The 14,603-nt window shown below is 58.4% G+C and carries 8 protein-coding genes and 1 pseudogene; 3 read left to right on the forward strand and 6 right to left on the reverse strand.

Going from position 1 to position 14,603, the window contains the following annotated elements; genetic code table 11:
* Positions 1–387: 387 nt before the first annotated feature.
* The 3 genes from fabI to ACFFT4_RS08125 all read right to left on the reverse strand — a co-directional run bounded on the left by fabI (position 388) and on the right by ACFFT4_RS08125 (position 2,676).
* Positions 388–1,155, reverse strand: a complete 768-nt coding sequence (gene fabI, locus ACFFT4_RS08115) for an enoyl-ACP reductase FabI (RefSeq protein ID WP_378046597.1) — start codon at positions 1,153–1,155, stop codon at positions 388–390.
* A gap of 155 nt (positions 1,156–1,310) precedes the next feature.
* Entirely contained in the window at positions 1,311–2,324 is a 1,014-nt protein-coding gene (uvsE, locus tag ACFFT4_RS08120) for a UV DNA damage repair endonuclease UvsE (RefSeq protein ID WP_378046598.1), read from the reverse strand.
* Between the two features lie 34 nt (positions 2,325–2,358).
* Positions 2,359–2,676 carry a hypothetical protein gene (locus tag ACFFT4_RS08125; RefSeq protein WP_378046600.1) on the reverse strand — a complete coding sequence of 106 codons (318 nt, stop codon included), beginning with the start codon at positions 2,674–2,676 and terminating at the stop codon, positions 2,359–2,361.
* A 405-nt stretch (positions 2,677–3,081) separates the two neighbouring features.
* On the opposite strand from ACFFT4_RS08125, the gene ACFFT4_RS08130 reads away from it, so the two are divergent.
* Both ACFFT4_RS08130 and ACFFT4_RS08135 read left to right on the forward strand, forming a co-directional pair.
* Complete coding sequence (locus ACFFT4_RS08130) at positions 3,082–3,816, forward strand: DNA-binding response regulator (protein ID WP_378046602.1); 735 nt, start codon at positions 3,082–3,084, stop codon at positions 3,814–3,816.
* Positions 3,817–4,143: 327 nt separating this feature from the next.
* A pseudogene (locus ACFFT4_RS08135) lies at positions 4,144–4,395 on the forward strand (transposase); the annotation flags it as partial.
* Between the two features lie 1,387 nt (positions 4,396–5,782).
* Here the strand turns inward: ACFFT4_RS08135 and ACFFT4_RS08140 are convergent.
* Together ACFFT4_RS08140 and ACFFT4_RS08145 are read right to left on the reverse strand one after the other, a co-directional pair.
* Positions 5,783–6,919 carry a D-alanine--D-alanine ligase gene (locus ACFFT4_RS08140; protein ID WP_378046604.1) on the reverse strand — a complete coding sequence of 379 codons (1,137 nt, stop codon included), beginning with the start codon at positions 6,917–6,919 and terminating at the stop codon, positions 5,783–5,785.
* Positions 6,920–7,012: 93 nt separating this feature from the next.
* Positions 7,013–8,089, reverse strand: coding sequence for an amidase domain-containing protein (locus ACFFT4_RS08145; protein WP_378046606.1), 1,077 nt, complete (start codon positions 8,087–8,089; stop codon positions 7,013–7,015).
* A gap of 595 nt (positions 8,090–8,684) precedes the next feature.
* Here ACFFT4_RS08145 and acnA point away from each other — a divergent pair.
* Entirely contained in the window at positions 8,685–11,390 is a 2,706-nt protein-coding gene (gene acnA / locus ACFFT4_RS08150) for an aconitate hydratase AcnA (protein ID WP_378046608.1), read from the forward strand.
* Between the two features lie 233 nt (positions 11,391–11,623).
* Here acnA and ACFFT4_RS08155 read toward each other — a convergent pair whose 3' ends face one another.
* Positions 11,624–14,272, reverse strand: a complete 2,649-nt coding sequence (locus ACFFT4_RS08155; protein ID WP_378046609.1) for a pectate lyase-like domain-containing protein — start codon at positions 14,270–14,272, stop codon at positions 11,624–11,626.
* Positions 14,273–14,603 lie beyond the last annotated feature (331 nt).

Consider the following 14,603-nt stretch of genomic DNA (forward strand, 5'->3'; position numbering starts at 1 on the left):
ATCGGTTGCATGGACCTGGTTGTCCTTCTTCTAATCATATACGAAAACAGCGCAGAGCGGTTGCGGCATTCGCTTGCCGATCGCCTTATTTTCCGCCCGACTTTTCCTTATCATAGCTTATTGTCCCCGGTTCTACAAAGTTTTATAGGAAAGAAGCTGTCCCATAAGCCAACCAAGTTGTCCTGAAAAATAATCGATGAACAAGGGCAAGGGATATGTACCCTCCTTCCGATGCTATACGCTCTTGAAATGGGAATGGTTAACCCGTGATAAGGTGATTTCAAGAGCGTATGAGGCTTCTCCAGGAGGTACATACCCCTATTTTGTCTATCGATTATCTTAAGCAACTCTGCTTATGGCACAGCCTCTTCGTCCGGTTCAAGCCTATTAGCCTACGATATTGTAGCCGTTGTCGACGTGAATGATTTCTCCGGTAACGCCTCTCGCCCACGGGCTCATGAGGAACAACGCCGCATCGCCGACGTCGGCGGCTTCCGTGTTGCGGCGCAGCGGGGCCTTCTCTTCGACGTGCTTCAGAATCGTATTGAAGCCGGCGATTCCTTTGGCCGCGAGCGTGCGGATCGGTCCGGCGGAAATCGCGTTCACCCGAATACCGCTCGGTCCGAGATCGCTGGCCAGATAGCGTACCGACGCTTCGAGGGCCGCTTTCGCGACGCCCATGACGTTGTAATTCTGCAGCGTGCGCTCCGCGCCCAGGTAGGTCAGCGTGACGACGCTGCCGCCTTCGGTCATGAGCGGATACAGCCTCTGCGCCACCGCGGTCAGCGAGTAGACGCTGACGTCGTGCGCGAGGGCGAATCCGGCGCGCGACGTGTTGACGTACATGCCGTCCAGCTCTTCCGCCTTGGCGAAAGCGATGCAGTGCGCCAATCCGTGGACGACGCCGACCTCTTCCTTCAAGCGCGCGGCCAGCGTCTCGATCTCCTCGTCGGAGGATACGTTGCACTGCAGCGTCAGCGAGCCTTCGATCGTACCCGACAACCGTTTGACCCGTTCTTCCACCCGTTCGTTCTCGTATGTAAAAATCAATCTGGCTCCTTGCGATGCAAGCGCTTGCGCGATGGCCCAGGCAATGCTGCGCTCGTTGGCGACGCCCATGACCACGATATTTTTCCCCTCAAGCAAACCGTTCATTTCGCGGAAATCCCCCTCTTCGCAAGTAAGAACGCCCATCGTCATCGTACGGCCGGACAAGCGTCCTTCATTTTCCAACGTACCTTATTTCCCATGGGAATGCAATATCGAAAATAAGAAAGCCTTATGCGTGTTTCACGCGAGCTTGCACCCATTCAAGCCCGGATCTCGATAGCGCCCCCGTCCAATACCCGAACAGGCAGTCCGCCGGCCTCCAACGTCCGAAAATGCTCCATCAGCCTCAACAGCGCATCATCCTTTTTCTTAGCCTCGATCATCACGTCCAGGGCCGGCGTCGTCTCCGCGATCCGATACAGGAAATCCAGCAGCGGCTCCGGATCGACGTAATCGGCGTGTCCGCGGGGGTCGGAGACGCTTTTGGGGCTGGAGACGTGGATTTTCGGCGGAAGCTTCAGGACAGGATCCGCGGCATGGACGACGTTCCATTCGAGCCGATCCCAGGTCCGCATAATTCTCGGCCACAGCTCCAAGGCACTCTCGCCGCCCCGGTTCACCGCATCGTGATGGATATCGAGCACCATCGGAACTCCGACTTTCTCGGCGATAGCCAGCGTCTCCTCGGCGGTGAACGTTTTATCGTCGTTTTCCAGCGTGATGCGCTCGGTGATTCCGGATTCGATGCGGCTGAACTGCTCGACGAACCTTTTGGCCGCCGCCTCCTTGTCCCCGTAGCTGCCGCCGACATGAATATTGTTGAGCGCCCGTCCGTCCAGTCCCATCGCTTCCAGCATCCGGACATGATGCTCCAGATCGCGGACCGATTTCTCGAACACGTCCTCCCGCGGCGTATTCAGCACCGTAAAATGATCCGGATGAAAAGACACGCGCATCCCATGCTCACGCACGAAAGCCCCAACCTCCGCGAACGGAGTCGCAAGAGCCGGGTACGGGTCCCAATCCCGCAAATCCTCGTGGGTAGCCAGCGGGATCAGCTTCGAGGTCAGACGGTACACGCGAACGCCCAAATATCGGTTATGCTTCAGCAGCCGCAGCGTATTGCGCAAATTTTCTTCGGCGATTCTTTCGAGCCTGCGCAGTCCCGCTTCCCGATCCGCCAGCTTGGAGAAGCTCGCCATCGTCATCGTTCTCGAAGGAGAAGCATTCTCCAGATGCACGGACATCGCGACATAACCGAAACGAACGATCATGCTCGTTCACACCCCCGAAATTGGCCTGAGGGTTCTAGGATTGCTCTCCGAAGAACATTTCATGTGCGAGTGCCGTCTGGACTCTCGCTTCCTCCTCCGTCAGGCGGCGGACAAGCTCCATCTCCACCTGGGTGATTTCCTCGCCCTGGAAGTTGATCTCTGCAATCGACACTAGAATGCGCACGATCGCCACCGCTTGATTGTCGGGCGTATAGGCGATGACTTTCTGCCCCGTCGGGTATACGCGGAACTGCTTTTTGACCATTTTGCCCCGGCCGTATTCCAGCAATTCGTACAATTCCTGCTCGGATTTGAACTTGCACACTGAATTAAACTCCGTCTGAAAACCCATGGCTTTCCCTCCTGTCTCAATAGCGCGCCTTATCTAATTTGCGGTCGTGCGCGCTATTCCCTGCCCCTCATTATACCCTCCCGAAGGGACGCAGGGAAAGAGAACGGCTGATAAGGTCCCCGCGATTGTCGCGCATCCCGGAAGCTCCCGATTATCCACCTGTGCATAACCCATCCCCACTCCACTTACTCACAGTTGGCAGTCGGTTTATTCACAATATTCAGGCTTTTTTCCACAATGCACCCCCAAGTTATCCACTTTTGTCGAAAATGTTCCGGCAATTTCGGGGCACACGCCCCTTTTTCCACAGGTGGATGAGCTGCCGTGCTTCCTCCGGTTTGCGAAGTTGTGGATATGGGTTCAGTGACATTTCATTCCAACTGGAGTAAAATGGGGATATCGCGCGTGAAGCACACCGCTCTGATCCTTTTTGGATTGGGGCGGTTATTTTTTGACGAGGAGCGGATGAACGTGGATGAACGATTCGAAACGGAATACAGCGCCTGGCTGGCCAAGCATATTAGAGAAAGCCGCGGCGAGAGACTGCGGCGGCTCAAAACGCGTCATGGCTTCGGAGAAAAGCTGCTCCTTCAGCAAGCTTGGTGGCCAATCGTCGCAAATCTGGATTTCCTTTACCCCGAGTACGAGGTGATTGCCCCCGACGGCAAGTACTATTATCCGGATTTTGTCTACCTTCGCTCCCCTCAACCTACATGTCTCGAAGCGGATAGCTTCAGCTCTCATGCACGGGACGCCGATCGCCATACTTTCTCTCGGGGGCTCGATAGACAGAATGAGATCGAATTTGCTAACTGCCACATCTTGCGTTTCTCCATCGACAAGCTCAAAGAAGACCCGCTCTCTTGCCAACAGCATATCCGACGTATGATGGAGCAGTGGTACGGAGAGGAACAACCGGATTTGCTCGCTCTCCCCCTCTATCAACGAGAAATCGTCCGTCTGGCCATCCGTTCCATCGCTCCAATCACAATTGCGATGGCTTGCGAATGCCTGGGGAAAAAGCGCAACTTCGTATACCCACAAATCAACGAACTGGTAAAAAAGAATTGGCTGGAGCCAGCCAGCGGCACGCATCGGATCAGAAGTTATAGATTAGTTAGTCGAAGGTTTGTGCATTGAGTTTCTTTAAGCGTGTATAGCAGGCTTATCCTCCGCTCCCGCGGTCCGGCCGGCCCTTTAAGCCCGCACCTCGGGCTTATTCGCCGCTTTCGTGGTCCGCCGAGGGATGTAAAATAGTCTGTGCACCATGAACATAAAAAAGTAGGGTATCCTCGGGATTGCGACACCACCAAGGAGGAACCCTACACAATGACTACTATACCTGATAATGCGTTTAATGAGCTACTTGAAAATACTGTTACCACCCTGCTTCAGGACAAACTGGAACTATTGCTCCGTGAGGAGATCAAGACGATCTGGCCGTGGAGCAGCCGAAACAACCTACCGCTCACGTGGAAAGCCATCTACACGACGAATCCGATTGAACGGATGAACAAAGAAATTCGGAAACGGTTGAAGCCGATGAACAGTCTGACGAACATCGAGGCAGCGGAGAAAATCATCTACTTGCAAGTGACGGACTATAACGAAGCGTGGTATGGCAGAGCGATTCGCGGGTTTGCAGATCCGGAAACCAAAGAAGCCTTTGAAAAGATGTACAATGAGCGGTATCCAGACAACCCGAAGAACGAACTTTAAGCTCCCGCGCCTTCGCTTGGGCTACGCTTCCCTAGCCCGTTAACCTAATCATTCTTTATCCATCACCCCGATGGATAATCTTACTACACAGAATAGTTTGCACTACCCCCGGCCGAGCTTTAAGCCCTCACTGTGGGCTTATCCGTCGCTCCCGCGGTCCGGCCGACCTCTTAAGCCCTCACCACGGGCTTATTCGCCGCTTCCGCGCTCCGGCCGAGCCTTTAGCCCTCACCTCGGGCTTATTCGCCGCTCACGCAGGCCGGCCGAGCCTTTAAGCCCTCACCTCGGGCTTATACGCAGCTCTCGCGACCCGGCCGGCCTCTTAAGCCCTCACCGCGGGCTTATCCGCCGTTTCCGCGCTCCGGCTGGCCTCCTAAGCCCTCACCACGGGCTTATTCGCCGCCCACGCAGCCCGGCCGCCCCCTTAAGCCCTCACCACGGGCTTATTCGCCGCTCACGCGACCCGGCCGCCCCCTTAAGCCCTCACCGCGGGCTTATCCGCCGTTCCCGCAACCCGGCCGACCTCTTAAGCCCTCACCACGGGCTTATTCGCCGCTCATGCAGGCCGGCCGAGCCTTTAAGCCCCCACTGTGGGCTTATCCGCCGCTCACGCGGTCAGGCCGAGCCTTTAAGCCCTTACCCCGGGCTTATTCGCCGTTTCCGCGCTCCGGCTGGCCTCCTAAGCCCTCACTGTGGGCTTATACGTAGCTCACGCGACCCGGCCGACCTCTTAAGCCCGCACCACGGGCTTATTCGCCGCTCACGCAGCCCGACCGAGCCTTTAAGCCCTCACCGCGGGCTTATTCTCCGTTCCCGCGGCCTGGCCGTCCCCTTAAGCCCGCACCACAGGCTTATTCGCCGTTCCCGCGACCCGGCCGAGCCTTTAAGCCCTCACCGCGGGCTTATCCCGCCGCCCCCTTAAGCCCTCACTGGGGGCTTATCTGCCGCTCACGCGGTCCGGCCGAGCCTTTAAGCCCTCACCTCGGGCTTATTCGCCGCTTCCGCGCTCCGGCTGACCTCCTAAGCCCTCACCGCGGGCTTATTCCCCGTTCCCGCAGCCCGGCCGCCCCCTTAAGCCCTCACCACGGGCTTATTCGCCGCTCACGCGACCCGGCCGAGCCTTTAAGCCCTCACTGTGGGCTTATTCGCAGCTCACGCGACCCGGCCGCCCCCTTAAGCCCTCACCGCGGGCTTATCCCGCCGCCCCGCAGCCCGGCCGAGCCTTTAAGCCCTCACCACGGCCTTATCCGCCGCTCCCACGGTCGGGCCGGCCCTTCCCCAACGCCCGCTCCCTCCGGGACTGCCGCATCCGGCCCTTAACCGTCTCCACCACCCCAGCCGGCACAGCAAAGGCAGCGAACAATATCCGTCCGCTGCCTCACGAAATTTACTCTCCGCCGCCGTAGTCGATGGATTGGCGCTCCTCGAAGCGCTCCAGCGCAAGTTGGATCAGCGTGTCGAGCAGCTCGCGGTAGGAGACGCCCGATTCCTTCCACATGAGCGGATACATGCTGTACGGGGTGAAGCCCGGCAGCGTGTTCACCTCGTTGATGAACAGCCGGCCGTCGCTGCGCCGCAGGAAGAAGTCGGCGCGGCATAGGCCGGAGCCGTCGATCGAGCGAAAAGCGCGAACGGCCATGTCGCGCACCGCGTCCGCCGTCTCCTGCGGAATTTCCGCCGGAATGACCATGATCGATTTGCCGTCGATATATTTCGCCTTATAATCGTAGAATTCGTTCGAGCTGACGATTTCGCCCGGCACCGATGCCCGCGGGTCGTCGTTGCCCAGCACGCTCACCTCGATCTCGCGCGCGTCGACGAACTCCTCGACGATCACTTTGCGGTCATATCGCAGCGCTTCCTCGATTGCCGAGACCAGCTCCGCGCGATCCCGCGCCTTGGACACGCCGACGCTCGACCCGAGGTTGGCCGGCTTGACGAAACAAGGATATCCGAGCTCCTCTACGTTCTCCAGCACCGCATCGCGGTCTTTGTTCCATTGATGCCGGATAAAATGGCGATAGCCCACCTGCGGCAGACCCGCTTGAGCGAACATTGTCTTCATCGCAACCTTGTCCATTCCGACGGAGGAAGCGAGAACGCCCGCGCCAACGTAAGGCAGGCCCGCCATCTCGAACAGCCCTTGGATCGTACCGTCCTCCCCGAACGTTCCGTGAAGCAGCGGCAGCATGACGTCGATCGCCTTGCCGTCTCCGGCCGGCGCCCCCTCCTGCAGCACTCTCTCCGACATTCCTTGCAGCACGGGCAGCAGCGCCAACGTCCCTCCGGTGCTCTCCGAAGCCGCTTCCTCTTCGGTCTTGAATTGCAGCTCCGTCACGGCGGACGGAGGCGCGTCGAGGAGCGATCCCGATCTCCACTGGCCTTTAGGCGTAATATAAAAAGGAATCAGTTCGTACTTGTCGTAGTCGAACGCCTTTAATACGGCGAGGGCGGTCTGCAGCGACACCTGATGCTCGCCCGAACGCCCCCCGTATACGAGTCCGACGCGTATTTTATTCCCCATAGCTTCGAATACCTCCGGCTTGTCGGCGTTTGCGCCCTTCGAATCCCCCGGGCCAACGGAGGAGCTTCATGCGCAAACCCGGCTTTCTGTTCGTCAAAATTCATCCGCGATGCGATAAAAATGATAGCGGGTTTTATCCGTCCAGGCATACGAATCCTTGTAGTCCCAGTAACGGTGGCGGCTGCTTACCGTATTCGCGTTCACAAGGGGCATGCCGTCCGGCGTAAAAGCGGTCACGATCGTATTGTGTCCGACCCGGCCGTTGCCCTCCCAATCGTAGCAGATCACGTCTCCGAGCTTAAGCTGTTGCGGCTCGTATACGGCTTCCGCCCTGAGACCGAGCCCGCGCGGAGTCGCCAAATACTGCTGCAGCCCGGCCGCGACCGCCCAGCTGAAGCTCCACGATTCCTCCTTGCCGGAATAGCCCTTATACCACCAGCCCGACGATCTTCTCCCAGTATAATTCATCGGCGCCGCCCCTGCAAAGAGACACTGGGAGACGTAATTCGTACAGTTGACCTCGAAATTTTCATAGGCGGGATTCGGCTCGTTCCACCATCTCTCGGCGTAAGCGACCGCTTCCTCGCGCAAATACGGGGTGCCCCTTCCGACGTAGCCCCAGCCTTCGTCTCCCAGAGCGTAAGCTCCCGCGTACACCTTGGATTTGAAGCCGTACAGCGCGTTCGGACTCAAATAGGGGGCGGAAGGAACCGGCGTTCTTTTCTCTCCGTCCCACGGATCGTGGACTTCGTCCAATTCCTCCGGCGCGAGCTCCCCGGTCCGTTCTCCCGGAAGCGGCCTCGCCGAATCCAGACGCCATATCTTGCCCGTTCTAATAAAACGAAGCCTTTCCCGTTCCACGCGCTCTTCCGACCACGCCACGCTTCGCTGCTCCATCATACGCACGAGATGAATCGACAGATCGGCCGCAACTTCCCCGCGCGCCGACTGGTAACGCTCGATCCTGACCCTCATTTCGCTGCGGACCGTACGAATGGCCGTTTTCGCGTCCCTGCGAGACGCCAGCAGCATTCGTTCGTTCAGCCGCTCGCGATGCTCCCTGTCCGGGATGGCCCGCAGCTTGCGGGCATCCGTGCCAAGAGCGGCCTCGTTGATCGCATTCACGTACTCGAACAGCGCCTGCTTCCAGTCCGTATCCTCGCCGGGCATGGAGACCACCTCCGAATCCAATTGTCGACAAGCCGTCGTCAGATTGCGCCACTTCATCCTTATGCCGAAAACCAGCAAACCATTCCGTTTCCTTCGACGCATACCGCCTGGCGCAAGCGGAAGAATCAATCCCGACCCGACTTCGGATGGCGGCAGCTCAAATGCGGCATTCTATATAGAAGCCAAAAGCGATCATCGGGCATCGCTCCGCTTCTTCGATCGAACAAACGCATCTGCGAAATTGCTTGTTAAGGCGGTTTCCGACAGTTCCTCTTGCGGTCACGAAGTCTGCCGGGAAACCTAATCGACGCGGCACCGGGAAGGACACCGCAACCTCGGCCCTCCCCCGTTCCCGCCAAGCTCGCTCCTTCATTTTCCTGCTTTTTCAACATCTTGATACCGCGGGCCGGACTTTTGGCACGCAGGCATAAAGATGGACTGAAATGACTTTACGGAGCAGCTTCGACAAGGTATACTGGTTGCATAGAGTATTTTTGAAATCGCGTTTCACAGAATGAAACTCATTCTCAATTAGACGGCGATTGCGCAAAAATACGGACTGCCCCACAGATTTCGAATCAAGGAGGTATTACACTTGTCTAAAATTCCTTACCAAGTGCAAGCTCAACTGCAATCATCCGGCAAATCCTACCGTTACTTCAGCTTGCCGGCCCTCGAAGAGCAAGGCGCGGGCCCGGTCTCCAAGCTTCCGTTCTCCATCAAGGTGCTGCTCGAAGCGGCGGTTCGCCAATTCGACGGACGCGGCATCACGGAAGAACACGTCAAGCAATTGGCCACATGGACGGAAGGCCGCGAGGACAAAGAAATTCCTTTTATCCCGGCTCGTATCGTCCTTCAAGACTTCACCGGCGTTCCCGTCGTCGTCGACTTGGCGGCCATGCGCGAAACCGTTAAGCAAGCGGGCGGTGATCCAAAACAGATCAACCCGCTCGTACCGGTCGATCTCGTTATCGACCACTCCGTTATGGTCGACGCGTTCGGCAGCCCGGACGCTCTGCAATTCAACATGGACGTCGAGTTCGAGCGCAACGAGGAGCGTTATCGGTTCCTTCGCTGGGCGCAAACGGCGTTCGATAACTTCCGCGCCGTTCCTCCGGCGACGGGGATCGTTCACCAGGTCAACCTGGAGTATCTGGCTTCCGTTGCCGCTACGAAAACGAAAGATGGCGTAACCGACGTCTATCCCGACTCGCTCGTCGGCACCGATTCCCATACGACGATGATCAACGGTCTTGGCGTCGTGGGCTGGGGCGTCGGCGGCATCGAGGCGGAAGCCGGCATGCTCGGCCAGCCGCTCTACTTCGTTATGCCGGAAGTCGTCGGCTTCAAGCTGACCGGCAAGCTGGCGGAAGGCGCGACGGCAACCGACCTTGCGCTGACTGTAACGCAAATTCTTCGTAAAAAAGGCGTTGTCGGCAAGTTCGTCGAGTTTTTCGGCTCGGGCCTGTCCAACATCAGCCTTGCGGACCGTGCGACGGTGGCCAACATGGCTCCGGAATACGGCGCAACGATCGGTTTCTTCCCGGTAGACATCGAAACGCTGAACTACCTGAGACTGACCGGACGCGAAGAAGATCAAATCGCACTCGTCGAAAACTATTATAAAGCGCAAGGCATGTTCCGCACCGACGACACGCCGGACCCGGTGTTCACCGAAGTGCTTGAGCTTGACCTGTCCACGATCGTGCCAAGCTTGGCCGGACCCAAGCGTCCGCAAGACCGCGTAGAGCTCACGTCGATGAAGCAGGCGTTTAACGAGAGCATTCGCACGCCAATCGACAAGGGCGGCTTCGGCTTGAGCGACGCCCAGATCGAGCAGAAAGCGGCCGTCAAGCATCCGAACGGCAAGACAAGCGAGCTCAGCACGGGCGCCGTCGTAATCGCGGCGATCACGAGCTGTACGAACACGTCCAACCCGAGCGTTATGATCGGTGCCGGCCTTGTCGCCAAGAAGGCGGTCGAGCGCGGCCTGACGAAGCCCGAATACGTCAAGAGCTCCCTTACTCCGGGTTCGCTTGTCGTAACCGACTACCTGAAGAACGCCGGCCTGCTGCCTTATCTCGAGAAGCTCGGCTTCTACGTCGCCGGCTACGGCTGCGCGACCTGTATCGGCAACTCCGGCCCGCTTCCGGACGAAGTCAGCGCCGCGATCGCCGACAACGATCTGACGGTCGCCGCCGTGCTGTCCGGCAATCGGAACTTCGAAGGCCGCGTGCACGCGCAAGTTAAAGCGAACTACCTGGCCTCTCCTCCGCTTGTCGTCGCTTACGCGCTGGCAGGCAACGTCAACGTCGACCTGACGAAGGAACCGATCGGCTACGACAACGACAACAAGCCGGTCTACCTGAAGGACATCTGGCCGACGAACGAGGAGATCCAACAGGCGGTTGCCGCTTCGCTTAACCCGTCTATGTTCCGCGCCAAATACGCGAACGTATTTACGCAGAACGAGCAATGGAACCAAATTCCCGTTCCGCAAGGCGAACTGTACGAATGGGACGAGAAATCCACCTATATCGCCAACCCGCCGTTCTTCAAGGACCTTGCTCCGGAAGCCGGCGACATTCATGACATCAAAACCGCTCGCGTCATGGCGCTGATGGGCGACTCCGTGACGACGGACCACATCTCTCCGGCGGGCAACATCAAAGCCGACAGCCCTGCGGGCAAGTACCTGCTCGACCATGGCGTAGAGAGAAAAGATTTCAACTCGTACGGCTCCCGCCGCGGTCATCATGAAGTCATGATGAGAGGCACGTTCGCCAACATCCGCATTCGGAACCAAGTGGCTCCGGGCACGGAAGGCGGCGTTACGACTTACCTGCCTACGGACGAAGTGATGTCCATCTACGACGCTTCGATGAAGTATCAAGACAACGGCACGAACCTGATCGTTATCGCGGGCAAAGAATACGGAACCGGAAGCTCCCGCGACTGGGCGGCCAAAGGCACGTTCCTGCTCGGCGTTAAAGCCGTCATCGCCGAAAGCTTCGAGCGGATTCACCGCTCCAACCTCGTCGGCATGGGCGTTCTTCCGCTGCAATTCCCTGCCGGACAAGGCTGGAAAACGCTCGGCATTACCGGACGCGAGACGTTCGACATCTCCGGCCTGAGCAACGACGTTACTCCGGGCCAGACGGTCACCGTAACCGCGACTCGCGAAGACGGAACCACGTTCTTGTTCGACGCAATCGTTCGTCTGGATTCGATGGTCGACGTCGACTACTACCGCAACAGCGGCATTCTGCAAACGGTGCTGCGTCAGATGATGGCTCAATAAATTGGAAAAAGGGGCTGTCCCCTAAGCAGAGTTGCTTTGAGACGATCGATAGACAAAGAAAGGGGATGTGTCTCCTGGAGACTGCCTCATACGCTCCTGAAATCACCCTATCACGGGTTAATTATTCCCATTTCAGGAGCGTATAGCAGCGGAAGGAGACACATACCCCTTGTACCTTGTTCATCGATTATCTTTGAAAGCAACTTGATTCGCTTAGGGGCACAGCCCCTTTTTTATACGTAAACGTTGATTTCGCGAATCGACCACCAGTTGGAGGCCGTTCCGGTCTGTACGATCTTGAAGTAACGAGCGTTCTGATCGGCGAATTGCGCGGTCACGACAGGCCCCGAGCCGCTGCCGCTGGCCACGGCTCCGGACCAATTCACGCCGTCGTTCGAGACGTACACCTCGTACCCGCGGGCGTAATCGTCGTTGCTGCCGGTCGAATCCATCACGATTTTGTTGAAGCTCCGGGCGGCGGCCATATCGATGACAAGCTCCTGCCCCGGCGTCATCGCCGTCCCCGTGCTCCATCTTGTCGCCATGCTGCCGTCCAGCAGATTGGCCGCGACGTCGCCGCTGGAAGGATTCGATGCCGCCATCCACCCGGTGCGGTCAAGCTGCGTCGTACCGCTCGGAGGCGGCGTTCCGCCCCCGCCGGATCCCGTCGAGCCATACACATTCAGCTCGCGGGCGGACCACCAGTTCGACGCCGTTCCCGTCTGCACGAGGCGAATGTATTGGGCGTTCCGCTCCGCGAACGTAATTGTCAGTACCGGCCCCGGCCCCGTACCGGAGGCTGCCGCACTGCCCCAATTGATGCCGTCCGTCGAGACGTACAGCTCGTAGCCCCGCGCGTAGTCGTCGTTGCTGCCGGTCGAATCGAGCACCACCTTGGAAATGGGATGGCTCGCTTTCATATCGACCGTCAGCGTCTGTCCCGGCTGCATGGCAGTGCCGGTGCTCCAGCGGGTAGCCATGCTCCCGTCGAACAAGTTGGCGGCAGCGTCGCCGCTGGCCGGAGAAGAGACGGCCGTCCAGCCGGTACGGTCGAGAGCCGCCGCCGTGCCTCCGCCGCCCGTACCGCTTCCAACGAACTCCGTCAACGTCTGGCGCATCGCTTCCGCCCGCGAATTGGCGGTTACGGCGCCTCCAAGGTTATTGATAATATGGGTGATCTCGCTTCCGCTCGTGCCGGCCAGCCAGATCGTCGTCGCATGATGAATCTTGATGCCCGGCAGATCAGGCACCTCGATCGCACTTCCCAGCTTCACCGGCGCGTCGCGGAAGTACGAGTAGATACCCAGGCCCCAGGCCTCGTGATTCGTAACCGTGTCCGCAACCTTATAAGAAGCGTAGCCGTTTACCGTTCCTCCCTGACTCATCCAAGCGGACTGGTTCGGGACGTCGTACGGAATTTCCGACTGGTAGAAGTAAAGGCGGCCATTATTGCCGTTCCATACCGTCTGGTATTCATTGTGATGCTCGTTAAACAAGCCGTACAAGGTCACGTTGCTGCCGTTGACGACCAGGCCATTCTTGGACACGTTCGTCGTCCAGGCCGCTCCCGCGCCGTGATCGGCCCGCCACAGCCAGAAATGGTCGCCGATCGTATCGTTGCTGTTGATCTCCACGCCGACATCGTTCCGCCCGGCAACGGCGCCGCCGGTTCGAACCGTAATATCGTGCAGAGAGACCGGGTTGGCCGCATGCGATACGGAGCTGCCCGCCGTGCCGACCTTAAGCAGCACCGAAGAATTGACCGGCCCGGCGTCGATCATCAGACCGGCCAGCTTCACCCCGTCGACGTCGGCGACTTGAATCGCCGCGGTCCCTTGATCCGGAATCAGCGTCGGCATGCCGATTCCCAGGATGACCGTATTCGGGTTATGCACCTGGATCGCCTCGCTCAGATGGTAAACCCCCGGCGTGAACAGCACGTGCTTGCCCTGCGCCAGCGCGGTGTTGATCGTCGCCGCGGTCGATTGATCCGAACGGGCGATATAGAACTGGTCGATCGGCAGCGATTGGCCCGGCGTCGCCCCCGACGCCCAGCTGACGCCTTGCGTATTCGTCGTCAGGGCGGGCACGAACACGCGGTAAGCGCCGGCGTTATCCGCATAGAGATAGGGCTTCTCACGCATAACCGGCGTTCGCTCCACGACCGTATACGGAGGATTGGGGAAATTGCCGGTCGGCGCGTTCACGCTGCCGACGAACACCATGTTCCAGACGCCGTTCGTCCAATTGCCCCACTGGCTGTTGCGGGAGAACCATTGCTGCTGCGAGGCCGGCACGATCGCTCCGTCGACGACGGAATCGGCGAGGAAGCCGCCGCTTGCCCAGCCTGCGTTAAAGTTGTTATCGAAGTCGAACAGCTGCAATTGCCCTTGCACATGCAGCCGGCGCAGCGGAGCGGCTTGCGAGACCGCGATCTGCGTCGTGCCGCTGGACGGCGTGATCGTCAAGTTCTCGATGCTCCGCCAGAAGTTGCGGGTCGCGTTGCCGTTGTCCCAGTCCGCGTTCACGTTAAGGCCGCCGGTAATGTTGACGTCTCCCGGATTTTGGCCGAGACCGGCCACCGCCGTATAATAGCCGACATTAAAATTTACGTTATACGTACCCGGTTTAAACAAGAAGGCATACCGGTCGCCGGAAAACTCGTTCGACTCCAGCGAGGCGAACGCCGCCCCCGTAACGCTCTGAATGTCCGCGGCGGACATGGACGGATCGAAGATATAGACGTTCGGTCCGAAAATCGTCTGATTGGCCGCTGAAGGCGGCAGCGCAGCCTCCGCTTTCGGCGCTGGGGCAGCAACCAGTCCAACCGCAGCGACCGCGACCGATAGCAAAGCGATGAACTTATTCCTCTTGATTAACATCTCGTCATTAACCTCCTCACGAATAATAGCGGAACCTCTCGTTTGTGAGACCTGTTTTCCCACCGTCTGCTTTGCCGATACGCTCGTTTTGTGCTCCTCCCGTTCGGACACGTCCCCCTGAATAGAGACAGGGCCCTTTTACAAGGATGCTTGGACGGACTTTACCGGAACGCCGCTTCGCCCCTTCCCGGCTTGAATTTCGCTGCGCATCGGACGTTTTCGCGCATCCGGCGTCAGCGTCACGCTGCAATCGCTTACATAAAAAGCATAGAAGATTTTCCCGACCGCCGTTATGGAACTATTTAAGGATTTTTGTTTATTTATTATAGGA

Origin of the sequence: Cohnella cellulosilytica, from assembly GCF_042431195.1 — a bacterium.
Classification (GTDB): Bacteria; Bacillota; Bacilli; order Paenibacillales; family Paenibacillaceae; genus Cohnella; species Cohnella cellulosilytica.